General features: G+C 66.4%; 29 protein-coding genes, 2 pseudogenes and 1 riboswitch. Of the genes and pseudogenes, 23 read left to right on the top strand and 8 right to left on the bottom strand.

What is annotated here, in order from left to right; translation table 11 throughout:
- Nucleotides 1-118: 118 nt before the first annotated feature.
- The 8 genes and pseudogenes from BJ988_RS31555 to BJ988_RS08570 all read left to right on the top strand — a co-directional run.
- A pseudogene (locus BJ988_RS31555) lies at nucleotides 119-520 on the top strand (YHS domain-containing protein); the annotation flags it as partial.
- A gap of 267 nt (nucleotides 521-787) precedes the next feature.
- The gene (locus tag BJ988_RS08595) at nucleotides 788-2,629 is read left to right on the top strand and encodes a copper-translocating P-type ATPase (RefSeq protein WP_425490917.1); all 1,842 of its coding nucleotides are present in this window, start codon (nucleotides 788-790) and stop codon (nucleotides 2,627-2,629) included.
- A 3-nt stretch (nucleotides 2,630-2,632) separates the two neighbouring features.
- Entirely contained in the window at nucleotides 2,633-3,358 is a 726-nt protein-coding gene (locus tag BJ988_RS08590; protein WP_141780812.1) for a response regulator transcription factor, read from the top strand.
- Nucleotides 3,355-3,918 (top strand): annotated as a pseudogene (locus BJ988_RS30375) (HAMP domain-containing protein); the annotation flags it as partial. The gene BJ988_RS08590 and the pseudogene BJ988_RS30375, both read left to right, overlap by 4 nt.
- 9 nt (nucleotides 3,919-3,927) lie before the next feature.
- A complete protein-coding gene (locus tag BJ988_RS30370; protein ID WP_246321815.1) occupies nucleotides 3,928-4,464 on the top strand; it encodes a sensor histidine kinase in 537 nt (178 codons plus the stop codon).
- A 146-nt stretch (nucleotides 4,465-4,610) separates the two neighbouring features.
- Nucleotides 4,611-6,653 carry a copper resistance protein CopC gene (locus tag BJ988_RS08580; protein WP_179657645.1) on the top strand — a complete coding sequence of 681 codons (2,043 nt, stop codon included), beginning with the start codon at nucleotides 4,611-4,613 and terminating at the stop codon, nucleotides 6,651-6,653.
- A 188-nt stretch (nucleotides 6,654-6,841) separates the two neighbouring features.
- Nucleotides 6,842-7,042: a hypothetical protein gene (locus BJ988_RS08575; protein ID WP_179657644.1), complete on the top strand. Its 201-nt coding sequence runs from the start codon at nucleotides 6,842-6,844 to the stop codon at nucleotides 7,040-7,042.
- On the top strand, nucleotides 7,039-7,287 hold the full coding sequence (locus tag BJ988_RS08570) for a hypothetical protein (protein WP_179657643.1): 249 nt from the start codon (nucleotides 7,039-7,041) through the stop codon (nucleotides 7,285-7,287). The genes BJ988_RS08575 and BJ988_RS08570 overlap by 4 nt, the downstream gene beginning before the upstream one ends.
- A gap of 567 nt (nucleotides 7,288-7,854) precedes the next feature.
- Here BJ988_RS08570 and BJ988_RS08565 read toward each other — a convergent pair.
- Both BJ988_RS08565 and BJ988_RS08560 read right to left on the bottom strand, forming a co-directional pair.
- On the bottom strand, nucleotides 7,855-8,628 hold the full coding sequence (locus BJ988_RS08565) for a cytochrome c biogenesis CcdA family protein (protein WP_179657642.1): 774 nt from the start codon (nucleotides 8,626-8,628) through the stop codon (nucleotides 7,855-7,857).
- Nucleotides 8,625-9,200 carry a TlpA family protein disulfide reductase gene (locus BJ988_RS08560; RefSeq protein WP_179657641.1) on the bottom strand — a complete coding sequence of 192 codons (576 nt, stop codon included), beginning with the start codon at nucleotides 9,198-9,200 and terminating at the stop codon, nucleotides 8,625-8,627. The genes BJ988_RS08565 and BJ988_RS08560 overlap by 4 nt, the downstream gene beginning before the upstream one ends.
- Before the next feature lie 95 nt (nucleotides 9,201-9,295).
- On the opposite strand from BJ988_RS08560, the gene BJ988_RS08555 reads away from it, so the two are divergent.
- The 7 genes from BJ988_RS08555 (at nucleotide 9,296) to ccsB (ending at nucleotide 15,324) form a co-directional block, all read left to right on the top strand.
- On the top strand, nucleotides 9,296-10,165 hold the full coding sequence (locus tag BJ988_RS08555) for a WD40/YVTN/BNR-like repeat-containing protein (RefSeq protein ID WP_179657640.1): 870 nt from the start codon (nucleotides 9,296-9,298) through the stop codon (nucleotides 10,163-10,165).
- 26 nt (nucleotides 10,166-10,191) lie between these two features.
- A complete protein-coding gene (locus BJ988_RS08550; protein ID WP_343051537.1) occupies nucleotides 10,192-10,563 on the top strand; it encodes a BlaI/MecI/CopY family transcriptional regulator in 372 nt (123 codons plus the stop codon).
- Entirely contained in the window at nucleotides 10,556-11,506 is a 951-nt protein-coding gene (locus BJ988_RS31290) for a M48 family metalloprotease (protein ID WP_179657638.1), read from the top strand. Before BJ988_RS08550 ends, BJ988_RS31290 begins: the two co-directional genes overlap by 8 nt.
- A 189-nt stretch (nucleotides 11,507-11,695) precedes the next feature.
- On the top strand, nucleotides 11,696-11,950 hold the full coding sequence (locus BJ988_RS08540) for a hypothetical protein (RefSeq protein WP_179657637.1): 255 nt from the start codon (nucleotides 11,696-11,698) through the stop codon (nucleotides 11,948-11,950).
- Nucleotides 11,951-11,957: 7 nt separating this feature from the next.
- Complete coding sequence (gene lgt, locus BJ988_RS08535; protein ID WP_179657636.1) at nucleotides 11,958-12,800, top strand: prolipoprotein diacylglyceryl transferase; 843 nt, start codon at nucleotides 11,958-11,960, stop codon at nucleotides 12,798-12,800.
- On the top strand, nucleotides 12,797-14,386 hold the full coding sequence (gene resB / locus BJ988_RS08530) for a cytochrome c biogenesis ResB family protein (protein WP_179657635.1): 1,590 nt from the start codon (nucleotides 12,797-12,799) through the stop codon (nucleotides 14,384-14,386). Before lgt ends, resB begins: the two co-directional genes overlap by 4 nt.
- On the top strand, nucleotides 14,383-15,324 hold the full coding sequence (gene ccsB, locus BJ988_RS08525; RefSeq protein ID WP_179657634.1) for a c-type cytochrome biogenesis protein CcsB: 942 nt from the start codon (nucleotides 14,383-14,385) through the stop codon (nucleotides 15,322-15,324). The genes resB and ccsB overlap by 4 nt, the downstream gene beginning before the upstream one ends.
- Before the next feature lie 173 nt (nucleotides 15,325-15,497).
- On the opposite strand, the gene BJ988_RS30360 is transcribed toward ccsB, so the two are convergent.
- The 3 genes from BJ988_RS30360 to BJ988_RS30135 form a co-directional block, all read right to left on the bottom strand.
- Nucleotides 15,498-15,989, bottom strand: coding sequence for a M15 family metallopeptidase (locus tag BJ988_RS30360; protein ID WP_343051536.1), 492 nt, complete (start codon nucleotides 15,987-15,989; stop codon nucleotides 15,498-15,500).
- 263 nt (nucleotides 15,990-16,252) lie between these two features.
- Complete coding sequence (locus BJ988_RS08515; RefSeq protein ID WP_179657632.1) at nucleotides 16,253-16,876, bottom strand: GNAT family N-acetyltransferase; 624 nt, start codon at nucleotides 16,874-16,876, stop codon at nucleotides 16,253-16,255.
- 292 nt (nucleotides 16,877-17,168) lie between these two features.
- Entirely contained in the window at nucleotides 17,169-17,558 is a 390-nt protein-coding gene (locus BJ988_RS30135; protein WP_218860688.1) for a peptidoglycan DD-metalloendopeptidase family protein, read from the bottom strand.
- A 671-nt stretch (nucleotides 17,559-18,229) separates the two neighbouring features.
- On the opposite strand from BJ988_RS30135, the gene BJ988_RS30355 reads away from it, so the two are divergent.
- The 5 genes from BJ988_RS30355 to nicT all read left to right on the top strand — a co-directional run bounded on the left by BJ988_RS30355 (nucleotide 18,230) and on the right by nicT (nucleotide 22,280).
- A complete protein-coding gene (locus BJ988_RS30355) occupies nucleotides 18,230-18,685 on the top strand; it encodes a DUF6153 family protein (RefSeq protein ID WP_281365473.1) in 456 nt (151 codons plus the stop codon).
- 83 nt (nucleotides 18,686-18,768) lie between these two features.
- On the top strand, nucleotides 18,769-19,356 hold the full coding sequence (locus BJ988_RS08505) for a DUF305 domain-containing protein (RefSeq protein WP_179657631.1): 588 nt from the start codon (nucleotides 18,769-18,771) through the stop codon (nucleotides 19,354-19,356).
- A 63-nt stretch (nucleotides 19,357-19,419) separates the two neighbouring features.
- A complete protein-coding gene (locus BJ988_RS08500; RefSeq protein ID WP_179657630.1) occupies nucleotides 19,420-20,268 on the top strand; it encodes a F510_1955 family glycosylhydrolase in 849 nt (282 codons plus the stop codon).
- 12 nt (nucleotides 20,269-20,280) lie between these two features.
- A complete protein-coding gene (locus tag BJ988_RS08495; protein ID WP_179657629.1) occupies nucleotides 20,281-21,114 on the top strand; it encodes a DUF3152 domain-containing protein in 834 nt (277 codons plus the stop codon).
- Between the two features lie 89 nt (nucleotides 21,115-21,203).
- Nucleotides 21,204-22,280, top strand: a complete 1,077-nt coding sequence (gene nicT / locus BJ988_RS08490; protein WP_246321442.1) for a Nickel transporter NicT — start codon at nucleotides 21,204-21,206, stop codon at nucleotides 22,278-22,280.
- Nucleotides 22,281-22,729: 449 nt separating this feature from the next.
- Here the strand turns inward: nicT and BJ988_RS30130 are convergent, their stop codons facing one another.
- The 3 genes from BJ988_RS30130 to BJ988_RS08480 all read right to left on the bottom strand — a co-directional run bounded on the left by BJ988_RS30130 (nucleotide 22,730) and on the right by BJ988_RS08480 (nucleotide 23,967).
- The gene (locus tag BJ988_RS30130; protein ID WP_218860686.1) at nucleotides 22,730-23,041 is read right to left on the bottom strand and encodes a methyltransferase family protein; all 312 of its coding nucleotides are present in this window, start codon (nucleotides 23,039-23,041) and stop codon (nucleotides 22,730-22,732) included.
- Nucleotides 23,042-23,047: 6 nt separating this feature from the next.
- Nucleotides 23,048-23,230 carry a hypothetical protein gene (locus BJ988_RS30125; protein ID WP_218860685.1) on the bottom strand — a complete coding sequence of 61 codons (183 nt, stop codon included), beginning with the start codon at nucleotides 23,228-23,230 and terminating at the stop codon, nucleotides 23,048-23,050.
- 113 nt (nucleotides 23,231-23,343) lie between these two features.
- Nucleotides 23,344-23,967: a class I SAM-dependent methyltransferase gene (locus BJ988_RS08480; protein ID WP_246321441.1), complete on the bottom strand. Its 624-nt coding sequence runs from the start codon at nucleotides 23,965-23,967 to the stop codon at nucleotides 23,344-23,346.
- A gap of 57 nt (nucleotides 23,968-24,024) precedes the next feature.
- Between BJ988_RS08480 and BJ988_RS08475 the strand changes: the two genes are divergently transcribed.
- The 3 genes from BJ988_RS08475 to BJ988_RS08465 are packed head-to-tail and all read left to right on the top strand — an operon-like array spanning nucleotide 24,025 to nucleotide 25,654.
- The gene (locus BJ988_RS08475) at nucleotides 24,025-24,405 is read left to right on the top strand and encodes an ArsR/SmtB family transcription factor (protein ID WP_179657627.1); all 381 of its coding nucleotides are present in this window, start codon (nucleotides 24,025-24,027) and stop codon (nucleotides 24,403-24,405) included.
- Nucleotides 24,402-25,100 (top strand): cation diffusion facilitator family transporter, encoded by a 699-nt coding sequence (locus tag BJ988_RS08470; RefSeq protein ID WP_179657626.1) that lies wholly within the window; start codon nucleotides 24,402-24,404, stop codon nucleotides 25,098-25,100. Before BJ988_RS08475 ends, BJ988_RS08470 begins: the two co-directional genes overlap by 4 nt.
- Nucleotides 25,097-25,654 carry a signal peptidase II gene (locus BJ988_RS08465; protein WP_179657625.1) on the top strand — a complete coding sequence of 186 codons (558 nt, stop codon included), beginning with the start codon at nucleotides 25,097-25,099 and terminating at the stop codon, nucleotides 25,652-25,654. Before BJ988_RS08470 ends, BJ988_RS08465 begins: the two co-directional genes overlap by 4 nt.
- A gap of 255 nt (nucleotides 25,655-25,909) precedes the next feature.
- Nucleotides 25,910-26,080, top strand: a riboswitch (cobalamin riboswitch).
- Nucleotides 26,081-26,101: the final 21 nt, after the last annotated feature.

The raw sequence follows: 26,101 nt of genomic DNA, 5'->3' as shown, positions 1-26,101 counted from the left end.
CAGCCTGGAGGTCGACCTTTGTGATTGGCTCGCAGATTTCATGAAGGTTTGACGAAGGTCGGCTCGCGGAGGACCTGAGCCGGTCGCGATCGTCGTCGACGGCAGTCAGAATGGGGTCATGAGCAGCCACGCCCACGAGCCGCCGCCGCATGCCGCTGACCCCGTGTGCGGGATGAGTGTCGACCCGGCGAACACGCCGCACTCGGTGACCTACCGCGGCGAGCGCTATTTCTTTTGCTCCGCCGGCTGCCGACAACGGTTCATGGCCGATCCGGTCACCTACGCCGGGGACGCTACGCCCCCCGCCGACCACGACCACAACGCCAGCTACGGCCACCAGACGCCTGACCGGCACGCACACGCGGATCACGACCAACACCATCACGAGGAGCACCACCCTCATGCGGAGGCGTCGGCCCAACCCGCGGAGGCTTCCGCGCCGCCTGCCACTGAGTGGACGTGCCCGATGCATCCAGAGATCCGCCGTCCCGGTCCGGGCGCCTGCCCGATCTGCGGGATGGCGTTGGAGCCACTGATAGCGAGCGTCGAGGAGGGCCCAAGTCCCGAGCTGCGGGATATGACTCGCCGGTTCTGGGTCGGTGTCGCTCTGGCCGTACCGGTAGTGGTCTTGGAGATGGGTGGTCATTTTGTCGACGCGATTGGCGAGGCCATCCCGCAGTCGGTGTCGAACTGGATTCAGCTCGTTCTTGCCACACCCGTGGTGTTGTGGGCCGGGTGGCCGTTCTTCGTGCGGGGGTGGGCGTCAGTTCGAACCCGCAATCTGAACATGTTCACGCTGATCGCGATGGGCACCGGGGTGGCATGGCTCTACAGCGTCGTCGCGACGGTGTCACCAGAGATCTTCCCCGACTCCTTCCGTTCGTCTGCTGACATGGCCGACGGCATGGGATCTGGGGCGGTCGATGTCTACTTCGAGGCAGCGTCCGTCATCACCGTTCTCGTGCTGTTGGGGCAGGTGTTGGAGTTGCGAGCCCGCGAGCAGACCTCGGGGGCTATTCGCGCTCTGCTCGATCTCGCTCCGAAGACCGCCCGCCGTGTGCGTGCCGACGGCACCGACGAGGAGATCGGCCTGGACGACGTCATCGTCGGGGACCGACTCCGCGTACGTCCTGGTGACCAGATCCCTGTGGATGCGGTAGTGACGGAAGGCAGGTCGTCGGTCGATGAGGCGATGGTGACCGGTGAATCGATGCCGGTGTCCAAGTCCGAGGGTGACCACGTGATCGGAGGCACCATCAACACCACCGGTGGCCTGTTGGTGCGTGCCGAACGTGTCGGGCGGGACACGATGCTGGCGCGGATCGTGGCGATGGTTGCCGACGCTCAGCGCTCCCGCGCCCCGATCCAGCGCACCGCGGACCGAGTCGCCGGCGTGTTCGTACCCGTCGTGATCGGGATCGCCGTGCTGGCGTTCGTCGTCTGGGCGGTGGTTGGTCCGGAGCCCCGGATGGCCCACGGTCTGGTCGTCGCGGTCGCCGTGCTCATCATCGCCTGCCCGTGTGCGCTCGGCTTGGCCACCCCGATCAGCATCAAGGTCGGCGTAGGTCGTGGAGCCGAGCATGGCGTCCTGATCAGGAACGCCGAGGCGCTGGAGCGAATGGAGAGGGTCGATACGGTCGTGGTCGACAAGACCGGCACCCTGACCGAAGGGAAGCCCTCAGTCACCACGATTGAACTGGCCGACAGGGACGGAGACGTCAACGACGCACTGCGCCTTGCCGCCTCGGTCGAGCGTGCGTCGGAGCATCCCTTGGGGCAAGCGATCCTCGATGCTGCTAAGGAGCGCGAGTTGGGCCTGGCGGATGTGGCCGACTTCGATTCTCCCGTCGGCCGCGGCGTCGCTGGCACCGTGGAGGGCAGGCGGGTCGTACTGGGCAGTGCCCGCTTCCTCGCCGACGAGGGCATCGACCCCATGCCTCTGGTGGCCGTCGCCGATCGGCTCAGGTCCACGGGAGCGACTGCGATTCTCATGGGCACCGATCAGCGGCCCGTTGCCGTGTTCGCGATCGCAGACACCGTCAAGCCGACCACGGCCGAGGCGCTCGCCGACCTCAAGGAACAGGGCGTCGAGGTGGTCATGTTGACCGGCGACAACCGCGTCACCGCTGAGGCCGTCGCCAGCAGTCTGGGAATCACCCGGATCGAGGCCGAGGTCCTACCCGACCGCAAGGCCGAGGTCGTGCAGAAGCTCCAGTCCGAAGGCAAGGTGGTCGCGATGGCAGGAGACGGTGTCAACGACGCCCCCGCCCTGGCCGCGGCCGATGTCGGGCTCGCGATGAGTTCGGGCACCGACGTGGCGATGGAGTCCGCAGGTGTGACCCTGCTCAACGGCGATCTGATGGGCATCGCTCTCGCACGACGGCTCTCGGACAAGACGATGCGCAACATCAAGCAGAACTTGCTGTTCGCCTTCGTCTACAACGTCGCCGGCATCCCGATCGCCGCTGGCGTCCTGTACCCCGTCACTGGCCTCCTGCTGTCCCCGATCATCGCCGCCGCCGCGATGGCCCTGTCTTCCGTCAGCGTGATCAGCAACGCCTTGCGGCTGCGTGGCGTGCACCTCGGCCGATCGGGCACAAGACCGCACCAGGCGACGAGCGAGAGCTGACCTATGACAGCACCCATCCCGGTCCTGGTGGTCGAAGATGAGCGTCCCCTCGCCCAGATCGTGGCCGACTACCTGACCAAGGGCGGATTCGTCGTCACCCAGGTACACAACGGCCCCGACGCGGTCGATCTCGCCCGCACTCAAGACCCCGACCTGATCCTCTTGGACCTGGGTCTACCTGGACTGGACGGCGTAGAGGTGTGCCGCATCATCCGCACATTCTCTGACTGTTACATCATCATGCTCACCGCCCGCGAGGACGAGATCGACAAGCTCATCGGTTTGGGCGTGGGAGCCGACGATTACATCACCAAGCCGTTCTCCCCACGCGAAGTCGTAGCTCGAGCCCAGGCGGCGGTACGACGCCCACGGCTCAGCAAGCTCACAACACCGCAGACCGGCGACCTGCTCCGCTTCAACGGACTCACCCTCGACCTCGCGGCCCGTGAAGTCAGCCTCAGCGACGGGCCTGTGCACCTGACCCGGACCGAGTTCGATCTACTCGTTGCCCTCGCGCAGGCTCCTCGGCGGGTCTTCTCCCGACGCCAACTCGTCGATGCCGTCTGGGGCGAAGGATGGGGCGGTGACGAGCACATCGTCGACGTCCACATCGCTCACCTGCGCAGCAAACTGGGCGAGGCCGCCACCGAGCCCCTCTTCATTGACACCGTCCGCGGGGTCGGCTACCGGTTCAAGACGGATCAGATCAAGACAGTGCAGAGCCGATGAGGCTACGGCAATTGCGGATCGGAACCCGGCTCGTCCTGGCGCAGGCGTTGGTCCTGCTCGCTGCGATTGTTACCGCCGGAGTTATCGCCGCTGTTGTGGGGCCGCCCCTGTTCCATGAGCACATGCTCCAGGCAGACCACGCGCCCGACCCGTCCGAACTCGAGCACGTCGAACGTGCATTCCAGACGGCGAGCATCATCTCCCTGGGTATCGCCATCGTCGCCGCCGCGGCCCTGGCGTTGGCGGTCAGCTGGCTCCTGAGCCGACGGTTCGAGGAACCGCTGACTCGACTGCAGCGCGCCGCCGCACAGGTCGCCGCAGGCCGCTATGAGACCCGTGTCCCAGTCGGTGACGCCGGGCCCGAGCTCGACGCGCTCGCCGAGTCGTTCAACACCCTCGGCACTCAACTCGCCAGCACCGAGGACACTCGTCGGCGTCTCCTGTCCGATCTGGCGCACGAACTCCGCACACCGATCGCGACCCTGCAGGCCTACCTAGAAGGCCTAGACGACGGCGTCAGGCATTGGGACCAGAGCACGCGCAGCGTCCTGGGTGAGCAGGTGACACGCTTGGCCCGCCTCGCCACGGACCTCGATGCTGTCTCCCGAGCCGAGGAGGGCCGCCTGCAGCTCACACTGGAGCCGGCCGTCCCGGCCGATCTGATCCGGGTCGCGCAGGACACGGTCGCCGCGCGGTTCGAGGAGAAGCACATCCGGATCGTTGCGACGGCGACCGGCTCAGGACGCGTTGTGGTGGACCGGATTCGATTCCTCCAGGTGCTCACAAACCTTCTCGACAACGCTCGACGGCACACACCGGCGGGTGGAACCGTCACCGTCCAAACGCAGCGCGAGCAAGACTGGATCACAGTCTCCGTCACCGACCCCGGCGACGGAATCCCACCTGCGCAACTGCCACACATCTTCGAACGCTTCTATCGCGGCGACGCTGCCCGTAGCCGCGACGAACAAGGATCCGGGATCGGCCTCACGATCAGCCGTGCGATCGTCGAGGCACACGGAGGACACCTCGAGGCCTTCAGCCGTGGGCCCGGCAAGGGCGCAACCTTCACTCTTAGAGTCCCAGCCCTGACAACCAATGACTGAGCACGATCAGCTCCCAGGTAGTACGTGTGGGTCTCTGCACCTCCGAGAGGTGGGCTCCTGACTCACGCGACGAGAGGCAGCGGTTCGAGTCGTCTAACCATTGTCTACTATCGATCGTCGTAGTGATCACTGGGAAAGACGTGCGCGTGAAACTTGTAGTACGGACGACCGCAGCCCCCGCGCGGCGGATGTCGTTGCAGAGAGGATGGCGGATCGCCCTCGCCACGCTGCTGGGCGTTCTGACGCTGGCTTACGCAGCACCGGCGGCGCAAGCGCACGCAACCCTGCTGTTCGCCACGCCATCAGTCGAGGGCGCGGTCCCGACCTCGCCGAACCAGGTTCGGCTGGTTTTCGACCAAGAGGTCATTCCAGCCGAGTCGGCGCTGGAGCTGGAGGGGCCCCGAGGGGCCGCGATCCGCGTTGGGCCAACCACGTCGGGTGAGAACGGGCGAACGGTGAGCGCTGCCGTGCTCGAGGAGCTCGACGTCGGCCAGTACGTCGTGGACTGGACAGTCACCGCCAAAGACGGCGACACGATGACCGGCAAGTTCCGCTTCGCCGTCGGCTCCAGATCCGGCCTCACGCTCGGCGGGGGTGACGAGCCCGAGGTCCGCGGCCTGACGGCGCTCACGATGCTGCGGATCGGACTGTTCAGCGGCCTCGCGCTCACACTCGGCGGGTTGGTTGGAGCGCGGATTACACGACGCTCGGCCTCATCACAGACCCGCAAAGAGGATCCCGAACCCTGGCTGCTTGCCGGGAGCCTGCTTGGGTTGGTGAGCGCGGCTGGTCTCGCGGTGGTCCTGCTGGGCAGCGGCTCTCTGGCCGGCGGCATTGCTCGTTTGCGACCGCTTGAGCTGCTGAACACGACGCCTGGGCTGGTGGCTGCTGTGGAACTGATCGCGTTCGCCGCGGCTGCTGCCGCCTGCCTTGCGCGCCGTGGCGCCCTTGCCGCCGCGACGTTGGTCGCGGTGGCGGCGGCCGAGGGCGTACGCGCACATCCGCAGGCCACCATTCCGGGGTGGGGTGCCGCACTGACGTTCCTGCACCTGTGTGCGGCCGCGGTCTGGATCGGGGCACTCATTCACGTGGTGCGGGTCGGCCTGTCCCGGCGCCGTCGAGGCCTCTCGGCCGTCGAGGCCATGCGCGGCTACGCGCGGGTTGCGGTGTGGTTGTTCCTGCTGGTGCTCGGCAGCGGTGTCATGAGCGGGCTGGTGTTGGCGGTCCCGGGGGGCCTGGTCGACACGTTGACCGAGACAAAGTACGGACGCTGGTTGATCGTGAAACTTGCCGTCGTCATGGTCGTCGCCGCACTGGCCGTGTGGGCACGGCGGCACCTTGCGGCACGACCGAACGCAGTCCAGCCGTCGCGGGCCGCGCGAATCGAGGTTGCGGGCCTGGGCGGGGTGCTGGCCATCTCCGCGCTGCTGACCTCGCTCGCTCCCCCGGTTCAGGCTGATCTTGAGTTGCCGTTCCCGCCACCTCCCGTTGGGCCGGTGTCGGCGGCCGGGGGTCGGGCGGGCTGGATCGGCATTGGGCTCACTGCGTCGCAAGGTCAGCTGCTGGTGCGATTGAGCACTCCGGACATGCATCCCGCCGAGGATCCCGTCGACGCCACGACGTACGAGCTCGTGGCCAACGCACTTGCACCGGAGGACACCTCGCCTCGGGCGTTGCGTCTGCGCCGGTGCGGGACTGGATGCTTCGTGGCCCCGATGCAGTGGCAGCGGGGCCGGACCACGATCACCTTGAAGGCGACTTCGTCAGACTTTCGTGGAGGCACCACGGCACTCACCGTGGCCTGGCCAGCTAAGCAGGCGACTCAGCTGCTGAAGCAGACCGTGCGCGTCATGCAGCAGGTCCCGGCGCTCGTTTTGTATGAGCAGGTCACCAGCGATACCAACGGCGCCTCAGGCATCGAGACCCGGATCCCGATGAGTGGTCAGGAGCTGGTGGATTCGGATCCCTATGGCTCCGGGATCGCGCCCACCGTCGTACTGCTCGGACACGACCCAGACACCGGTGAGACCGAGCTGGCGCTGGCCTATCCCGGTGAAGGGACCTATGTGCATCTCACCTTGGACCATCACGACAGGATCGTGCGCGAGACCCTGAACGCCCCCAAGCATCGAACTACCAGAACGCTGGTCTACCCAGAGGACGACGACGGTCATGACCATGAACACTGACCACGAGTGCTGACCGCGCATCACGGGACCGTCGCGCTCTCATCGTCCTCCTGAGTCGCCGGCGAGGGCGTGATCGAACATCTCGCTCGCGACAGTGGTGGACGCCGCAGATGGGCCGCATGCAGTAATCTACTATCGCAATTAGTAGAAGGCGGGTTGGCTCGCCTCCACGAAAGGAAGACCTTCCAATGGAGCAGCTCCTCTACTCGGTGGCCATCCTGGCCTGCCCGGTCGGCATGGGACTGATGATGTTCTTCACGATGCGCCGCTCCGGTGGCCACAAGCCGGCGCAGCCGGCTAACGCGCAGGAGCTCGCCAGCCTCCGCGCAGAGCTCGACCAGCTGAAGGCCGCACAGAGTGACGCCGCCGCTCGATCGAATCTCCCGTGACCGACCTGGTGGTTCCAGGGCTCGTAGCTGCCGCATCGATCACGTTCGCCTACCTGTTCTGCGTTCGCCCGATGCGGCGCGACGGTCACGGCGTGATGGCCGGCATGCGCCATGGGGGATCTTGCTGCGATGGCTCGGAAAACCAGAGCGAGGCGATCGAGATCGAGCGGCTACGCACCGAGATTGCCGAGTTGCGCCAGCAACAACGGCCAGCGGCAGCTGAGCCGACTCAGCCACGCGAGTGAGCCGATTCTGATGTGTGCCCACCGGGGCACAGGAGTTGACAGCAGCACCGCAAGCACGAGAGGTTCTTGCCGCGCGCAGGCCCCGCACGCGCTGCCTCCGTACCTAGCGCACGCGGTACGCCTGCGGAATGAACTCATCAAGTTGTGGAATCTGTGTCGGGTCACAGGCCTCGAGCTCATTCCGAACGACAAGGAGCAACGTAAGTGTGCTGCCAGGCTCGTCGTCGATTGTGAACCCGCCCCCTGGGTAGTCTCGGGCGAACGCCACGATGACAGCCACGGGCTGGGATACAGCGCCATGCTCACGCATTGCGACAGGCCGCCTGCAGGCACGGCCAATAGCGTGCAACGCTCGATGTGCCTGATCCACCCGAACCCGGGGTACGACCTGATTGGGCTCAGGTGGCACTGACGGAGCAACGCCGCTCTCCACCACGGCCGACGGTGCCGCCGGCGGCTCCTGCACACTGAAGGCGTTAACGATCCCCCATGATGCCCCGCCAAGCAGCGCCAGCACCAGAAAGACCGCAGGCATGGGATGCCGGGTCAGCCATACGAGGACGGGTGTCACAGCGGCACCTGCCACGTGCCGATCAGCGTACGCAGGCTCGCCAGCCATGCACCCCAGATGCCGGTGACCTCCAAGACACCCAGGGCCACCAGCATGGCACCACCGATCCGCATCACCGAGCGCGCGTGGCTCCGGGCGAACGCGAAGACGCGAAAGGCGCGGCTGATGCCCATGGCGGCCAGAAGGAACGGGATCCCGAGACCGAGGCTGTAGGCGAAAGACAGCAGGGCCCCGCGACCGGCCGTGCCGCTGGTGGTCGCGAGGGCGAGCACCGCCGCGAGCGTCGGACCGATGCAGGGTGTCCAGCCGATGCCGAACATCACTCCGAGTATCGGGGCCCCCGCGAGGCCGACTGTCGGCTGGTAGCCGAGTCGGAACGTGCGTGATAACCCCGGCACTGCTCCCAATGCCCCAGCGAACATCAGGCCGAGGAAGATCGTGACCACTCCGAGGATCCGGATGAGCAGATCTTGATGTCGGACCAGGGTGCCGCCGATCGTGCCGAAGAGGGCTCCGTAGCTCGTGAACACCACGGCGAACCCGAGAACGAAGAGCACGGTCCCCATCACTGCCGTCGACCGTGACCGGGCGCCGGTTTCGCGCGCAGCGTCGGCTCCGGCAGCGCCGGTCACGTAGGCGAGGTAGCCAGGGACCAAAGGGAGGCAGCACGGACTGAGGAATGAGATCGCGCCCGCGAGGATGGCCACCAAGACGGCTACGAGGAGTGGACCGTAGGCGACGGTCGGGCCGATGGACAGCGCATGGGTCATCCGAGCTTCTCCGCGTCCTCGATCAGGCCGCGCAGGGTGCTGGCGTCGATCCGGCCGATGTTGCGGGCGCGAATGATGCCATCGCGGTCGATGACCAAGGTCGAGGGGACGGCACTGACGGGCACGATGCCGGTGAACGAGGCGAGCACGAGCCCGTTCTGGTCATTGAAGCTGGGGTAGGTGATCCCGAACTTGCGCTCGAAGGCCAGACCCGCCGCCGGATTGTCGCGCACGTCGATGCCGACGAACCGCACACCCCGCGGCGCGGACTCCTTCGAGATCTTCGCGAGGTCCGGAGCCTCTGCGCGACAAGGTGCACACCACGATCCCCATACGTTGAGGACGATCACGTGACCGCGAAGGTCAGCAAGGGAAAGCGAGTCGCCAGCGATAGTCTTGCCCTCGACATCGGGGAGCGGGATGCCCTCATCCCCGGCGTAAAGAGTCAGACCGACTTCTCCAGCGTCGGTCGTGCGGGCATGCGACCGAGTCTCGCGCAACTGCCACCACCCAAGGCCGAGGATCGCGGCGATCGCCAGGATCACAACCGCCGTACGCGCCTTGCGTCGCATTCCGTCACCCTTCGAACGTCTACTATCTTCGATAGTGGATAGTACGGCGGGAAGTCCGGCGCAGAGAAACCGGGCTCATAGAGGACAGGACTCACATGACCGACCCCAGTAGCGATCGCATCTTCGGCCTTTCGCCTCGCGCCCTTAAGGTCGTCGCACCGCTTCTCATCGTCACGGTTCTCGTGATCGCGATGGGCACATACCTGAATCAGCGCTCGGGCAGTGGTTCCGAGATCAGCGCGGGGCCCGTCGTGGGTGGCGACCTGCACGCAGTCGGCGAGGTCGGCGATCGCCTGTTCGTCGGTGGGCACGGTGGAGCCGGGTACCGTAGCGCCGCTGGAAATTGGACGCAGATCAAGTCGCTCGACGACAAGGACGTCATGGGCTGGGCCCAGTCAGGGGACACAGTGCTCGCCGGCGGCCACGCGGGCTTGTATGCCTCGAGCGACAATGGCGCGACGTTCGACACTGTCACCGGTCTGCCCGTCTCCGATGTTCATGGCCTCGGCGCTTCGGGCAGCATGGTATACGTGGCCTCGCCGCAGTCGGGGATCCTGGTGTCGACCGACGGCGGGAAGACGTTCGAGCGGCGCAGCTCGCAGGGCATGGACTTCATGGGCACCATCTGGGTGGACCCATCCAACCCGGACGTGGCGATCGCGCCATCGATGCAGGCCGGCGCGGTCAAGACGACCGATGGCGGCCGCACCTGGGATGCAATGGGCAGCGGCATGGGGTCCATGTCCGTTGCAGTCGGCAAGGGCGGCCAGGATCTGTTCGTCATCGGCATGGGCGATGCCCAGGTCAGCACCGACCAGGGCTCGACCTGGACCTCGGCCACGATTCCCGACAACACCAGCGCAGCCTCCTACACTGCCCAGGGCGAGCTCATCATCGGGGTTCTCGACGGCGACCGCGCTAACTTGTACGAGAAGGCGGGATCCGGGTGGGAGCCATTGTCCTAGCAGGTCGCGGGTCCGCCGGCCAGCGTGTGAGGAAGAGGAGTCATTCGAAAGTGCGCCCATTCGGAGACCTTGAGGCGGTGGTCATGGACCACCTGTGGGCGGCAGACGAACCGCTGACGGTTCGCGACGTCCTCGAGCGGATCGACCGAGACCCGCCACTGGCCTACACCACGGTGATGACAGTCATGGACAATCTTCACCGCAAGGGGGTCGTGACTCGCCAGCGGGAGGGACGGGCGTTTCGCTATCGGCCGACCAAGGACCGCGCCGCGCACACCGCCGACCTCATGCACGAGCTGCTCAGCGGGAGCGGTGACAGCTCGGTCACGCTGCTGCGCTTCCTCGACACCATGTCGCCAGCCGAGGTCAAGAAGTTGAAGCGGGCGCTCGGTGATTGACGCACTCCTTCTGGCGACGTACGCCGCGGTCGCCGGGACACTCGGCGCCACATGGCTGCGAGAGGCCCGTTGGCCAGCATTGGCTCCCCGACTCGCGATCGCCGCCTGGCAGGCCTTGTCGATGTCGGTGCTGCTGTCTCTCGCAGCCTCTGGACTCGCGCTCGGTATCTCGTTCTCCCACGTCAGTGCCGACGTGGCCAGATTCTTCAGCCTGTGTGCCGAGAACCTTCGCCACGGCTACGCCTCACCAGGCGGCGCATTCACCGCGCTGCTTGGCCTGACGCTGTTCCTGATGCTGATCTCACGGACCACATGGTGCGCAGTGCGGGCGTTGGTGTCAGATCGTCGGGAGCGTGCCGCACGCGTGGCCGCCTTTGACATGGTCGGGCGACGTGACGTCGCAACAGGTGCATTGATAGTCGAGCACGAGGCGCCGTACGCCTTCTGCATCGGCGGCCGACACCACCGAATCGTGCTCACCAGCGGCCTGCTCTCCACTCTCCGACCAGACGAGCTCGACGCCGTTCTGGCGCACGAGCACGCCCATCTTCGTCAGCGGCACCACACGGCACTGGTCGCATGTCGCGCATTGTTCGCGACGCTGGCGCCAGTCTTTCCTGCTTTCCGCACCGCCATGCCGCTCGTACAGCTTTACGCCGAACTGTGCGCGGATGACGGTGCCCGTCGCCGCGTCGGCCCGGGGCCGCTTCGCGATGCGCTTGCCCGGCTCGCGTGCAATCCCGCGCCGGCAGGCACGTTGGCCGCGAGTGCGCAAGACGTTGAAGCACGACTGTCCCGGCTGCGTGGCCGACCGCGACGCTTGTCCGTGGGCGCATCGGCGGTCGCAGCATTCGGCATCGCCGCAGCTGTGATGGTCCCGCTCGTGCTCGCCGCCGCTCCCGCCGTGGCCATCGCATGGGAAGGCATCTGCCGGATGGCGTGAGCCGCCTTCCCCAACCATTGGCAGCGTGAAGTCTGGACCGTGATGCGTGGACGGCCCAGCGCCTTGCGGCGGCGCGCACACTGCTCGATTCCGGTCAGCCCTGGCGTGTGGTTGACCGCCCACAGACGAACGCGCGCACTCGTCTACTATCCTTCTTAGGAGTTCGTTCCTGAGGAGAGGAAGTGCGTCATGGCGAGCATCCGTCGCCGCGCCAAGAAGAGCGATATCGACAGGCAGCTGTCGAACTGGAGCAAGCGCCGCATCGCGTCTTGGTCGTTGTTCGGGCTGGCGGCCGTTGTCGCGATCCAGCATCTCGTGGCCCACGCAGGCTGGCACCCCATCCCGATGTCGATGGGTTGGCAGGACGTGCTGATCGGCTATCCCATGGCCATCGGGCTCGGGATCATCGGCGGCATCGTCATGGACCCGAACCCGAGGGTCTGACGACGAGATGACCACTCTGTACATACCGAGCCCGAGCGAGGGCGTCTGGCATATCGGACTCTTCCCACTGCGCGCGTACGCGCTGTGCATCATCGCCGGCATCATCGCTGCCGTGTGGCTGGCGGAGAAGCGCTGGGCACGCCGCGGAGGTGAGCCGGGGCGGATCCAGGACATCGCCTTGTGGGCGGTCCCATTCGGCATCGTCGGAGGTCGCCTCTACCACGTGATCACCGACCCCGAGCTCTACTTCGGGGCCGGAGGCCGACCGATCGAGGCGCTCTACATCTGGAACGGCGGGCTAGGCATCTGGGGCGCGATCACCCTGGGCGCACTTGGGGCCTGGATCGGCGCCCGGCGCGCCGGCGCGCCGTTCGGGGAGGTCGCCGCGGTGCTCGCACCCGCGATCCCGCTGGCGCAGGCGATCGGCCGATGGGGCAACTGGTGGAACCAGGAACTCTTCGGCAGGCCCACACAGCTACCCTGGGGACTGCAGATCAGCCCCGATAAGCGTCCAGAGGGCTACGAGAGCTTCGCTACGTTCCACCCCACCTTCCTCTACGAGTCGCTATGGGACCTCGGCGTCGTGGGACTCGTGCTGTGGATCGAAGCACGTTTCAAGATCACCGGCGGTCGACTGTTCGCCATCTATGTCATGGGTTACACCGCTGGCCGCGGATGGATCGAGTACCTGCGGATCGACACGGTGAACCACGTCCTCGGGCTGCGCTTGAACATGTGGACCAGCGTCATCGCCTTCGCCGCTGCCGCGGCCTACTTCGCCCTGGCAACCCGCCGGCCCAAGGCGTCAAGCACGGCCCTCGAGGCCGCAGCCGCGGATCCTGTCCAGTGACCGACACCATCGACACACCGCTGACCACGCAGCCGAGCGAGCCTCCCTCAGCGCCCGGCACGCTCACCGTCTTGGAGCTTGCGCGATGGGGCTGGCGCCAGCTCACCTCGATGAGGACCGCCCTGATCCTCCTCCTGCTCCTGGCGCTGGCCTCGATTCCCGGGTCCCTCGTCCCGCAGGAGCCGGTCGATCCGAACGCGGTACGCCAGTGGCAACAGATGCACCCCAAGCTAACGCCCGTCTATGAGCGGCTCGACGTATTCCACGTCTACGGGTCGCCCTGGTTCAGCGCGATCTACCTGCTGCTGATGGTCTCCCTGGTGGGCTGCATCCTGCCGCGCCTCAGGGTGTACTGGCGCGGTGCGACCGCTCCCCCGCCGCGCGCCCCCCGCAACCTGACCCGCCTGCCTCACTCGATTACGGGCACATCTACCGCGTCTCCGGAGGTGGTGGCCGATGCGACCCGGTCGCTGCTCCGGCGGCAGCGCTATCGCGTCAACACGGCTTCCTCCGAGGACGGGTCTGCGACCGTCTCCGCGCAACGGGGCTACCTACGCGAGGCCGGCAACCTAGTCTTCCACCTGTCATTGGTCGTGATCCTGATCGCCTTCGCCGCAGGAAGCTTCTTCGGGTTCCGCGGCTCGGTCAACCTGGTGCAAGGACAGACGTTCACCAATGCCCGCCAGTCCTACGACGACTTCGCTCCCGGACCGCTGTTCCGCGCGGATTCACTCAAGCCGTTCAACTTTACACTTGACCAGTTCAAGGCGAACTTCATGACCTCCGGCCCGACGCTGGGCCAACCCACGGCCTTCCGCGCAGACCTTTCCTACAGCCCCTCGCCCGGTGCCGAGAAGGAGAAGCAGCGGGTCGAGGTGAACCGTCCGCTGACCATCGGGGACACCAGCGTCTTCCTCGTCGGCAACGGCTACGCGCCCGTCATCACGGTCCACGACGGCGAGGGCAACACCGTCTACTCAGGACCGACGGTCTTCATGCCGCAGGACGCCGCCTACTCCTCCGTGGGGGTCGTGAAGGCACCGGACGCCAAGCCCTCGCAACTTGGCTTCGACGCGCGGTTCCTGCCGACGTACGCCTGGAGCAAGGAGACAGGACCGGTCTCACAGTTCCCCGACGCGATGAACCCCGTGTTGTCGATGGCCGTCTACCAGGGCGACCTGGGACTGAGCAACGGTGTCCCCCAGTCTGTGTACGCGTTGAACAAGACGAATCTGGCCGCAGTCACGGACAAGACCGGAAAGCCGCTCATCCTGAATATCCCGATGGGCGCTACCCGCAAACTCCCCGACGGCCTGGGCACAGTCACCTTTGACGGGTTGACCCGCTGGACACGACTCCAAGTAAGCTCCACCCCAGCTGAAAATTTCGCCCTCGGCGGCGTCATCATCGGACTCCTCGGCCTGCTGGGATCACTCTTCATCCGCCCGCGCCGCGTCTGGCTGCGCGCGCGCCGTACCGAGGCCGGCTCCGAACTGGAGATTGCGGGTCTCGACCGTCTCGAGGGCAATGGGCTTGACCAGGCACTGACCGATCTCCTCGCCAACATCGAGAAGGCAACCACATGAGCAACATCCAATACGCCCAGTTCAGCAACACCGCGATCATGTTCGCGGCCCTGGTCTACAGCCTCGCCCTGCTGGCCCACATCGCCGAGTGGGCGTTTCACAAGGCACCACGACCCGAAATTGCGACCGTCAAGGTCGGCGCAACCGGGGTCGAAGCGGATCCGCGGAACTCACTGATCTCCTACCGTGAGGACTTCGCAGGTCGCCTCGGTGTCGCTCTTACCGTGATCGCGTTCGCACTGAACACTGTCGGGATGGTCACTAGGGGCCTGGCTGCTGATCGCGTGCCATGGGGCAACATGTACGAGTTCACGATCACCGGCTGTGTGGCCACCGTCGCTACGTACCTTGTGCTGCTCCGCTTCCAGCCCATTCGCTGGCTGGGTCTCGCGGTGACCGGGCTGATCGTCGTACTTCTCATGGTCGCGGTGCTGTTGCTGGACGTCCCAGCGGGCCCACTGGTCCCGGCACTGCACTCCTACTGGCTCTACATCCATGTGACGGCGGCCATGCTCGCCACCGGCGCATTCACCGTCGGCGCCCTGGCCTCTTGCCTCTACCTTTATCGGTCACGTGCGGAGGCCCGCGACGCCGGCAACCGCGGCCTCGCCGCACGACTCCCCGCCGGAGAGGTCATCGATGCGCTTGCCTACCGCGTGCATGCGTTCGGCTTTCCGGTATGGACCTTTGCCGCGCTGATCGCCGGCCCGATCTGGGCAGGCTACGCCTGGGGCCGGTATTGGGGATGGGATCCCAAGGAGGTCTGGGCGTTCATCACGTGGGTTGCCTATGCGGCCTACCTCCACGCCCGTGCCACCGCCGGCTGGCGCGGGCGCCGTGCCGCGATCCTCGCCCTCGTTGGCTTCGCCGCTCTGCTGTTCAACTTCGTCGGCATCAATCTCTGGGGCGGCGGCCTGCACTCCTACGCGGGCAAGTAGACGGACCAGGCGCTGTGGCGAGGCTGCGCGGGACTGCGGCACGCGTCTGATCCCGCACTGACCTCGACGGAGCAGCGCGCTCGGGGCCGTTCGACTGCGACTCGGAACGGCTCGCCCCAGGTGCCGCGGCCATGAGCATTCTGTTCAGCGGCTGATCAGGCGGCTCACCGCTGCTATGGTCTTGAACGGAACGGCTCAGACGGATACCCCGTGTCGAAGTGCATGTAGTCAGGGACGTCGATGTTCTGCCAGATCCACCCTTCTCGGCGGAATGCCTTCCAGACCACGCCGTCTCGGAGGATCACTCCAGGGGCCTCCTTGCGTGCCCGGTAATCGCCGGAGGGAAACCAGCACGTGCAGCGAAGGTCCTTCCACGGGTTCTCGAATGGGTTGATGTCGATCGCCCTCCCATTCGCGTGAGGAGACTCGCGAAACGGTGCGTTGATCTGGTCTTCTCTGCGGCAGTTGTACGCGGAGGTGTTGTCGTCGGCAAGACTGGCATTCGCGTCCCCGTCGTACTCCTCCACCGGCTGCATCTTCCGAATCGGGAATCGGGCGTCGTACAAACTGCTGAAGATCCGGGACACACTAGCCGCCACATCTCGGTTGACGACCAGCTGACCGCGCTGCTTCACACCGTCAAAGTCCATGAAGCTCACCCGCACCGAACGCAGTTGACCGCGTCGTACGACGGGACATCCGGGGCGAACCATTCCCACCGCCTCCATCTCTTGCCATTGGCGTCGAGATACCGGCTCGATCACTGGGTCGGCGGAGTCAACCGACGAAAGCCCCGCTGAGGGGTTCACAGGAGCTGTCGCAGACGGGTTCTTCCTCGGCACCTCCCGTTGGCCACGCTCCCCTACGGCGGCGCATCCAGAAAGCACCAAGGCCAGGACCAGCATGACCGCCGCCCGTCGGGCTGCCGTCACACGACCTCCGGCAGATCGCGTTCGAAAAAGGACAGTCGTTGGCCATCGGATCCTGTTGCATCACGGGTGTGTCGCCAGCCTGACTTCGCATAGAACGACCCGGCGCCGTTTGGGCCGGCGACGGTGACCAGACATGCCCGGTCCCGTCCCGCGTCGCGCGCCTGAGAAAGGAAGGCGTCCACCAGCACCGTCCCCAGCCCGTATCCGCGGGCGTGCTCGGCCACGACAATATTCGACAGGACCGCAATGCGGGGCCCACCCACCGACTCGAGGGCGCGATCGCGGGAGCGCATCAGAACGGTCAGGTATCGGCGTGCCCGGGTCACGAGGAAGCGGGTCAGCACCGTCGGCCTGCGCATCAGACCGATCAGCCCACATACCGCCAGCGCGACACCGTGATAAGTCAGCAGAAGACGGCGATGCTGAACGGGATCCAGGACGCCGACGAGATATCCCGATGGCACTCCGGACACCTCGACGATGAGTGCCACAGCCAGCGGACCGTCGAGGAACGTCCGGTAATAGCGGCAAAGGAACCGCGGTCCGAGACGCGCAAAGAACCCATTGGGGAAGTGCTGACGATGAGCGGCGACGACGGCCGGCAGGTCTTGCAAACCCATCCGCCTGGTCCTCACCGTCGATTCATCGACAGGTTCCCTCGGCGCCGCCCCGCCGCCTGACGCAGTACGTCCTGGTGCGGCGCGTCCTGGTGCAGCACGTCGTAGCAACTGCCTGCCACCTCCCTGGGATCTACTATTGGCGATAGTAGATCGTGTTCGGTCTCGGATTTCAAGAAGGAACACCCGGCGGCGCGGGCTCTCGACCGCCCCTGTTCACGCTCGCGATCGCCGGCGGCATCACCATGGATCTCCCAACCCCCGAGGCCGTACGTCCCCAACAGGCGGGCCTGCACTACGGGCGAACACCATGCTCAACAAACGCGTCCTTCGGATCGATGGGATCCGCGCCGCCTGGGCGTACCTCGATATGCACGTGGGGCCCGGTGCTGTTGCCGGTACTTCCGACCTCGCCGATCGGCTGCCCACGACCGACCAACTCGTCGGGATCGACGTCGATGCGCGCCTGATGGCAGTACCAGATCTCCGTCCCATCAGGAAGCTCCATGATCGTGCGGTAGCCGTACGCGCCCGCCCAACCGGCTTCGATGACACGCCCGCCCGCTACCGCGACGATCGTCGTGCCCCACGACGTCGCAAAGTCCAGGCCCGTATGAGTGTTGCTCCATAGCGAACTCCCCTCGCCGAAAGTGCCGGTGAGGCGATACGAGTCGACCGGGAGCACCCATCGCGCATCCGTGCGGTCGTCCGCGAGCCTCTCGACCTGACGGGGCCGGTCAACCCGAGCCCTCGGAGGCCGACTCGGGCTGGGCTTGGCGGGTTCGCGCCGCCTGTCCCTCGACGACTGCCGCTCCGCCGACCGGCTCACCCTGTCCCGCCGATCGAGCGCCGCCGGCGGCACTGAACGATCGGCCGCCGACTCCGTCAACGCTGCCGGATCCACCGAATCTCGAACAACAGAACCGCCACCCAGAACGCCCGCGACCGCAACGACAGTCAGCACCTGGGGCACCGCTCCTCGCCAGCGAATCGCGCCGCGACGCTCATTTCGATGCCGCCCGTCTACCGGCCCCAGCCGACGTGGGGCCGCCAAAAGTCTTCGCGTGTCAGCCTGCGACCAACCTCGTGTGTTGTCATCTATCCGCTTGTGTCGACCAGGGCGCACCTGTTCTCCTCGTCCCACCGAATCGCGTACACGACCGCGCCACAGGCATGAAATGGTGGGCGCCCATGACGGGGAAGCCGGGCACCCACCAGGGGATGGAGAATCCCGCTTCTACTATGGACCGTAGTTGATCGGTGGTAGTGGACCAACTCGCGCGTGTCATGTTGAACCAGGCGGGATTCATCTGAGTGAGTTCTTGTTACGCGTGGCGTACGCCTAGTATCGAGGCCATGCAGGATCTCCGGACGGCGACGCACATAGGTGGCGCGCGCCTTGCGTTTGCCGCGGTTGCGGTGGCGCTGTTCGGACTCTTGTCGATGCACGGTTGGGGATCTCACGCCGGCGCTCACACTATGGGCGCCTTGCCCCAGAGCGGGGGCGTGGTGATGGCCGCGGGACACGGTGGACCGCATGAACTGGCCGCGACAACGGTAGACGAGTCCCCGGCCACCGCGGCCCCCCGCGGCGCCACGGATTCCCAGATGCCTGGCAGCGACGGAGGTGGGAGCATCCTCGGTCTCTGTCTCGCGATCCTCACCGGGTTGATCTTGGGCTTCGCTCTACTGATGGCGAGGCGCGGCATCCGGGTCCTCAGGCACCTGGTTCCCACTTGGTCGACGCCGGTTCTCTACGGACGAGACCGTGATCCGCCCGATCTGCTGCAACTCTGCGTGATCCGCTGCTGACAGGTCCTGGCCACGAGGCACCCATTCGGGGTGGCTCGGGTTTTCGCCTGCCCAGACCCAGATCACATAACGGAGTACTTCTCATGCGTAAGACCCTGACGGCCGCCATAGTCGTGGCCGTGCTGCTCATCCTCGCGGCCGTTGTTCTCATCCTCGCTGTCCGTGGCGGCGAGGATGACGGCCACACGTCGGCCGGGCACAACGATGCCGACGTCACGTTTGCCCAGCAGATGATTCTGCATCACCAGCAGGCCGTCGAGATGTCAGAGCTCGCCGGGACCCGAGCCGAGAGCCAGAAGGTCAAGGACCTGGCCGCTGATATCGAGGCGGCGCAAGGACCGGAGGTCAAGACCATGACCGGCTGGCTCGGGAGCTGGGGCGAGGACGTCCCCGATGAGGGCATGCCCGGCATGGACCACGGCGACATGTCGTCGGACGACATGACCGGGATGATGTCAGAGGAGGACATGGCCGAGCTCGAGAACGCCTCTGGCGCCGAGTTCGACCAGATGTTCCTCACGATGATGATCGAGCACCACGAGGGCGCGATCGAGATGGCCCAGACTGAGCAGGCCGAGGGCGAATTCCCTGACGCCAAGGCTACGGCCAAGGACATCGAGACTGCCCAGACCGAGGAGATCAAGACGATGCAGGCACTACTCAAGTCCTGACCGTCATCCAAGCCGGGCAGGCCCCGCACCTGCCCGGCATCTTCTCAAGACCGGAGCATTCTCATGAACCGAACCTCCCGCCTCACGATCGCGGTCGCCGTGGCAACGGCCCTCCTTTCAACTGCCTGCGCCGCCGACTCGGAGTCCAGCCCAGCCGCAACCGACAACACCGCGGACGAGAGTTCAGTCGGCCACATCCACGGCCTCGGGATCGACCCCGCCGATGACAGCCTTTACGTCGCCACCCACTTCGGCCTCTTCCACGTTCCCGACGACGGCAAGCCGACCCGGGTCGCCGACCGCTGGCAGGACACCATGGCGTTCACCGTCGTAGGTCCAGGCCACTTTCTCGGCAGCGGACACCCCGACCTGACCGAGGACCTGCCTCCGCACCTGGGGCTGATCGAGTCCACCGACGCCGGCGAGACCTGGACACCGCTCGCGCTGCAAGGTGAGGCCGACTTCCACATCCTCGAACCGGCCGGCGACGTCCTCTACGCCTACGACGCCACCACCAAGCGCCTGCTCCGCACCGAAGACCGGGAGCGGTTCGAGGAGATCCACTCGGGCGACCTCGTCAGCGTCGCCGCCGCCAAGGAAGCCGGCCAGCTGTTCGCAACCACCGGCAAGGGTCAGCTGATCAGCATCGACACGTCCACGGGACAGACCCGCGAGCTCGGCGGCCCCATCACCGCCTACCTCGACGCCACTGCGGAAGGCAGCCTCGCAGGCATTGGCCCCGATGGCGTTGTCCGGGTCAGTGACGACGCGGGCAAGACGTGGCAGGAGACTGGATCGCTCGGTGGGCAGCCGGCGGCATTCACGATCACCGAGCAGGGCTGGTATGCCGCCACCACGGACGAGGCCTTCCGCTCGGACGACAACGGCGACACCTGGGAACAGGTCCTGTAGGTCGGCGAGACGATGAGCAAGCACCGAACTGCATCTCACCGATGCCGGGAACCGCACCGCGCCCGGCTCGTGGCCGAGGATTCCGCAGGCCACGCCGGTCTCGCCGTCCTTCTCACGGCGCTGGCGATCACCCTCCCGCTCGTCGCGATGGCGCGCGACGGTGAACCCGCCAACAAGAGTGAACGCGCCCCAGTTTCGTCGGTTGCCGCCCCGCCTTCGGCTTCGCCGACCTCGGGCACGGAGCTTCCCGACGGCGAAGTTGCCGCAGCCGCGGGACCGGTCCCCCGGCCAAGCGAACCGCCAGCGTCGCCGGTGGCGATACCCGAGCGCGGGTCCGGGAGGTTTGAGGTCGCGGCCGCTCCAGCCGCCCCCTTGGAAGATGCGACGACATACCGGGTCGAGGTGGAGAAGGAGCTGCCGTACACGACCAAGCAAGTCGCTCGTTTCGTCGAGACGACACTGTCTGACGACCGTGGCTGGGCTGCCGAGCACCGGCTAGCACGCGTCGACGGCCACGCCGACCTGCGGATCGTCCTGGCCACACCCGAGACCGCCGACGAACTTTGCGCTCCCCTTGACACCGACGGCAGGCTGTCGTGCCGCAACGGCGACGATGTCGTACTCAACGCCTGGCGATGGCACTTCGGCGCCGACAGCTACGCCAGCAAACTGACGGCCTACCGTCGCTACGTGGTAAACCACGAGACCGGCCACGCGCTCGGCTACCCGCACGTCGGATGCCCGGGCAATGGCGTGCCTGCTCCGGTGATGCTGCAACAAACCAAGGGACTGGACGGCTGCACCGCCAACCCGTGGCCCGCTCGTGTCGATTTGGCTGGGCACTGACTCGAGCCAGCGGCCCATCCGGTCGATCCTCGGTGTCCAGCCTGTGCCACGAGGATGTTGCTGCAAGTGATTCGCGATAAGGTGCTGCCATGTTGATGACCGCCCGCCGCCGTGACCGGATCGCACTGCTGGCGATGGCGGGCGTGGTCCTGGTGTTGAACCTCGTCGGTTGGGTCGTCCTGATCGCGGTGGTCGCGCCGCAGGAGTACCGGGTCGGCGGTTCCGGTGTGTTCGGCGTGGGCCTCGGGGTCACGGCGTTCCTGCTGGGCGTCCGACATGCCTTCGACGCCGACCACATCGCGGCGATCGACAACACCGCGCGCAAGCTGGTGGGTGAGGGCAGACCCGCCAGCGGCGTGGGTTTCTGGTTCTCGTTGGGCCACTCCAGTGTCGTCTTCGGACTTTCCCTGTTGCTCGCGGTCGGGGTGAGTGCGCTCGCCGGCCCGGTGCAGAACGACGACTCGACGTTACAGACCACACTCGGTCTCGTGGGCACTCTTACCGCCGGGACTTTCCTGATCGTGATCGGCCTGACCAACCTGAGCGCACTGTTCGGCATCGTCCACGTGTTCCGGCACATGCGAGCCGGAACCTTCGACGAGGACAAACTCGAGCACCACCTGCACCAACGCGGTCTCATGGCGCGGCTCTTCAACCGAGCCACCCGCCGGGTGACCAAGCCTCGCCACCTTTACCCGATCGGTTTGCTGATGGGCCTCGGGTTCGACACCGCGACCCAGGTCGCGCTCCTGGTCCTCGCGGGCGGCGCGGCCAGCACGCTGCCGTGGTATGCCATCTTGGTGCTCCCGGTCCTGTTCGCTGCCGGGATGACCCTCTTCGACACCGCCGACGGCGTCTTCATGGCCCACGCCTACAAGTGGGCGTTCCTCAGCCCGGTCCGGAAGGTCTACTACAACCTGACCGTCACGACCTTGTCGGTCGTGGTCGCCCTGGTGATCGGCGGCATCGTCCTGCTGCAACTGCTCGCCGAGCAGTTCCACCTCGCCGCCTTGTCATGGGCGACGCGGCTCGACCTGCAGTATGTCGGCTATCTCCTGGTCGGGCTCTTCGTCGTGGTCTGGACGATCAGCCTGCTCGCGTGGAAGTTGGGCCGTTTCGAAGAGCGAATCGAGATCCGCCACGCCGAGTCAGCCTCACCTCTATAGAAGTGAAGGACTCCGGTGAGCGTCCGGACCCTCCCTCAGTTGTGAGACGACAGACGAGGTGCGGGGGCACTGGACTGTGCTTCGCGATTGAGCGCAGGTCTCGATGAGGACTCCCTTCTCTTGGGCACGGCGCGGTCGGCGGCATGTGACCTTGCCGCTTCGGACCCGCAGGAGATCCCCGTGACAATCCGTCCCGCAATCCGCCCCGCAATCGGCCTCGGTTTTTCCGTCGTTCTCGCGGGCCGCCGTTGTCGGGGGCCCGCTGCTCAGCGCGACCACCGCGTCTGCCGACGACAGCGACTTCGACGGCCGGTGAACCGCCTCGGCCGCCAGCCGGCGCTCGAGCGCACGGCGACTTGTCACGCATGACACCGTCAGGGGCCCTGGCCGTGCTGGTGGGCCAGGGGCGCTTGCTGCTCGCCTCTCCTGGCGTCGGGCATGAGGTGCTGTCACGGCCCATGTCCGTCGAGGCGGCCGATCCCGGGCAAGAAGCGGCCGACTCGAGCGGCGTACCGACGCCAGGTCGCCTGGTGGATGCGGTCCAGGTATGGCTCCTCGATGCGGCGTACCTGAAGTTCGACGCCGATGACCATGCATGCCAGGCCCGCCGCGGAAACGGCGTTGGGCACCGTCAGGGCCAGGCCGGCCGTCATCACGATCGTTCCGGTGTATATGGGATTGCGCATCAGCCGGAACGGGCCGGTTGTGACCAGCGCCGGCGTTTCTGTGGCGTCGACTGTGGTGCGCCAAGAGGCGCCCATGGCCAGCTAACAGGCGAAGACCGCTGCGATGCTCAGCCCTGCCAGCGCTGCGCCGGCAGCACGCAGGGCCGGTTGGTCCAGGGCGGGGACTGGGGGCAGTCCGAGCAGGTCGGCGACCGGGGCCACGACACCTGCGGTCAGCCCGCCGAGCACGCTGATCAGTCGTGCGCACCAGTGGAATAGACCCACCGGCCGGCGCACCCCAGTCTCCCCGGTGCGACGTCGCTGGACGAGGATCCGTACTCCGCCATCGAGCGCCAAGAACAAGGCGAACAGCAACAGCCCAACAACCGCCATCGTGCTCAGCCCCGGTCGGCGTTCTGTTTGCGGGCCGCCCCGAGCAGGTAGTCGCCGTTCACTCTGGTGAACGACCCAGTCACGTCCAGGTTGTGGCGGGGCAGTTCGGCTAGGAACTCTTGTGCCGTGAACCGGTCGTGGTCGGGATGGTCGAAGAGGAGGCGGTAGGAGGGGCGGGCCAGGGCGTGCGCGGTGACCTCGTCGAAGACGAATACTCCTCCGGGCTTGAGGACGCGGGCGATCTCGGCGACCGCGGCCCGCCACTCGGGGATGTGGTGGATGATCGCGAAGTCGAACGCCGCGTCGTAGTCGCCATCGCCGGCGCTGAACGCTGCGTTCAAGTCAGTGGCGCTTCCGGCTTCAACGCGGACGCGGCCGGACCGGTCGGCCAGTCGCGTCTTGGCCTTGGCCACCATCTCCGGGTCCAGGTCGAGGGCGTCGACTGATGCGGCGTTGAAGTGGTCGAGGATCATCTGTGTGCCGTACCCGGAGCCGCAGCCGATCTCGACCGCTCTCGATCCGGGCTGGAGAGGCCCGCCAGCCAACTTCAGCAAGGCCGGGACCTCGTAGAAACGCTGCAGAGCCCGGCGAGCCGGGTTGTTGACCGCCACCTTCTCGATCCGGTTCATCAACATGACACGACCTCCGTGATAGGTGTCATCGGGGTCTGTGGTTATCATCGTCCCATGACGATGAATATCACGGATGACGGCTCCACGGCCACCACGTCGTGTGGGGCTCCGTCTGCGGCCGTGGCGTTGTTCCGGTCATTGGGCGACCCGGCACGGTTGGCGATCCTGCGGCGGCTTGCTGAGGGCGAGGCGCGGGTGACCGACCTGGTGAGCTGTGTCGGATTGGCTCAATCCACCGTCTCGGCGCATCTGGCCTGTCTGCGTGACTGCGGGCTGATCACCTCCCGCCCGCAGGGCCGCGCCACCATGCACGCCCTGGCGCGGCCGGAGCTGATGGACCTGCTCGCCTCTGCCGAGCAACTCCTCGCCGCCACCGGCGAGGCCGTCGACCTCTGCCCCACCTACGGAACCCACCCCCAGGAGCCCACCCGATGAGCACCCCATCCACCACCACCCCCGACGTCACCGGACCCGCAGCACACCGAGCGGTTCGCTACGCGAAGGTCACCATCGGCTACAACGTCGTCGAGGGCATCATTGCGATCTCCGCCGGCACGGTCGCCGGAGCGGTCTCCCTCATCGGGTTTGGCATCGACTCCTCCATCGAGGTCGCTGCCGCCACGGTTGTCCTGGTGCGCCTGCTGGCCGAGATCAAGGGCGGCGAGCCCGACGAGGCCAAGGAACGCCGGGCACTGAAGTTCATCGCGATCACCTTCTTCGCACTCGCTGCCTACGTCACCGTCGAGGGCGTCCGAGACCTGGTCAGTGGCGAGAGGCCCGACACCTCTGTAGTCGGCATCGCCCTGACTGGCCTGTCGATCGTGATCATGCCCTGGCTGGCCCGGGCCAAGCGCAAAGCCGGGCTGGAGATGAACTCTCGCCTGGTGGTTGCTGATGCCGCAGAGACCCGACTGTGCGCATGGCTGTCGGTCTCCACCTTCGTCGGCCTGGTCGCGTTCGCCCTGCTCGGCTGGACCTGGATCGACCCGGTTGCCGGGTTCGTCATCGCCGGATTCGCAATCATGGAAGGCAAGGAAGCCTGGGAAGGCGAACTCGTCTGCGACGACGATTGCGAAGACGACGACCACGCCACCAAAGCCGACTCCTCGTGCTCGGACGGCCGCAAGTGAGCGCCCCTGTCGAAGCCACAGCCGAGGCTGGCGTCAGCGCTCTCAGACGCCGGATCGGACTCCTGGTCATCGCCATCGTCCTTGCCGGAGCGGACCTGACGATCAAGACCTGGGCCGAGCACGTCCTGCCAGGTAACCCAATCATGGGCGGACCGCTCGACCTCCAGCTCGCCTTCAACCCAGGGGTCGCCTTCTCCTTCGCCGCCGACGCGCCGGCATGGACCGTCGTCGCCGTCACGGCCGTGATCACCGCCGCCGTCGCCGTCGCGCTATGGCGAACGGCCCCTACAGCTTCCCTGCTATGGGGCAGCGCGCTCGCCACCGTGCTCGGCGGCGCTCTCGCAAACCTCATCGACCGCGCCGCTGACGGTCACGTCACCGACTACCTACACACCGGCTGGTGGCCCACCTTCAACCTCGCCGACACGCTCATCGTCGGAGGCGGGCTCCTCCTCGTCGCCCTGTCCTGGCGCACCAAGGACCGACCCAACGACCGACCTCAGGACGCAGAGACCGCCTGTCATCCATCCCCCTGTCGCGGTGACAGACCCTGACGTACCTGGCAACCCAGATGAGGGCCGACATCGAGCCAGCCTCTCTTGGCCTGGAGCCCCCGAACGCGCGCCGAGCCCGTGTCAGCGGCAGTGATGGAGGCGTGGAGCCACGAACAGACCCTCTACTTTGCACCTCAGGACACGGCTAGGAGTCGTGGGCCTCGACGACACGCACTGGGTCTGGAACCTCTCGGCAGCGAACGTCGGCCAGGGACGCACTCCGTGAACGCTCGTTGTGCGGCCTTCGACTATGTGCGATAGTAGCGGCGCCGCAGTGCACGGGAAGTCGGTGAAAGTCCGACGTGGTCCTCGCCACTGTGACCGGGAAGCCCCTCCTCACCCATGCCACTGGCCCGCCGGGCTGGGAAGGCGAGGAGAAGGCGTTGATCCGGAAGCCAGGAGACCGGCTGCGGCATCGTCCACGAGGTTCGTGGAAAGAAGGGGTCA

It is taken from the genome of Nocardioides panzhihuensis (genome assembly GCF_013408335.1).
In the GTDB taxonomy this organism is placed as follows: Bacteria; Actinomycetota; Actinomycetes; order Propionibacteriales; family Nocardioidaceae; genus Nocardioides; species Nocardioides panzhihuensis.
The sequence above is the reverse complement of the archived record's forward strand: the minus strand, read 5'-3'. Positions and strand labels throughout refer to the sequence as shown.

Bases quoted from the DNA above. Each gene is read 5' to 3' on its own strand.
- BJ988_RS08470 (WP_179657626.1), top strand. From the start codon at position 24,402: ATGAGCACCCCATCCACCACCACCCCCGACGTCACCGGACCCGCAGCA.
- BJ988_RS08515 (WP_179657632.1), bottom strand. From the start codon at position 16,876: ATGGGTTTGCAAGACCTGCCGGCCGTCGTCGCCGCTCATCGTCAGCAC.
- BJ988_RS08495 (WP_179657629.1), top strand. From the start codon at position 20,281: ATGAGCAAGCACCGAACTGCATCTCACCGATGCCGGGAACCGCACCGC.
- BJ988_RS30130 (WP_218860686.1), bottom strand. From the start codon at position 23,041: ATGGGCGCCTCTTGGCGCACCACAGTCGACGCCACAGAAACGCCGGCG.
- BJ988_RS08575 (WP_179657644.1), top strand. From the start codon at position 6,842: ATGGAGCAGCTCCTCTACTCGGTGGCCATCCTGGCCTGCCCGGTCGGC.
- BJ988_RS08480 (WP_246321441.1), bottom strand. From the start codon at position 23,967: ATGAACCGGATCGAGAAGGTGGCGGTCAACAACCCGGCTCGCCGGGCT.
- nicT (WP_246321442.1), top strand. From the start codon at position 21,204: ATGTTGATGACCGCCCGCCGCCGTGACCGGATCGCACTGCTGGCGATG.
- ccsB (WP_179657634.1), top strand. From the start codon at position 14,383: ATGAGCAACATCCAATACGCCCAGTTCAGCAACACCGCGATCATGTTC.
- BJ988_RS08505 (WP_179657631.1), top strand. From the start codon at position 18,769: ATGCGTAAGACCCTGACGGCCGCCATAGTCGTGGCCGTGCTGCTCATC.
- BJ988_RS08555 (WP_179657640.1), top strand. From the start codon at position 9,296: ATGACCGACCCCAGTAGCGATCGCATCTTCGGCCTTTCGCCTCGCGCC.
- BJ988_RS08540 (WP_179657637.1), top strand. From the start codon at position 11,696: ATGGCGAGCATCCGTCGCCGCGCCAAGAAGAGCGATATCGACAGGCAG.
- BJ988_RS08475 (WP_179657627.1), top strand. From the start codon at position 24,025: ATGACGATGAATATCACGGATGACGGCTCCACGGCCACCACGTCGTGT.
- BJ988_RS30355 (WP_281365473.1), top strand. From the start codon at position 18,230: ATGCAGGATCTCCGGACGGCGACGCACATAGGTGGCGCGCGCCTTGCG.
- BJ988_RS08560 (WP_179657641.1), bottom strand. From the start codon at position 9,200: ATGCGACGCAAGGCGCGTACGGCGGTTGTGATCCTGGCGATCGCCGCG.
- BJ988_RS08500 (WP_179657630.1), top strand. From the start codon at position 19,420: ATGAACCGAACCTCCCGCCTCACGATCGCGGTCGCCGTGGCAACGGCC.
- BJ988_RS08590 (WP_141780812.1), top strand. From the start codon at position 2,633: ATGACAGCACCCATCCCGGTCCTGGTGGTCGAAGATGAGCGTCCCCTC.
- BJ988_RS08565 (WP_179657642.1), bottom strand. From the start codon at position 8,628: ATGACCCATGCGCTGTCCATCGGCCCGACCGTCGCCTACGGTCCACTC.
- BJ988_RS08595 (WP_425490917.1), top strand. From the start codon at position 788: ATGTTCACGCTGATCGCGATGGGCACCGGGGTGGCATGGCTCTACAGC.
- lgt (WP_179657636.1), top strand. From the start codon at position 11,958: ATGACCACTCTGTACATACCGAGCCCGAGCGAGGGCGTCTGGCATATC.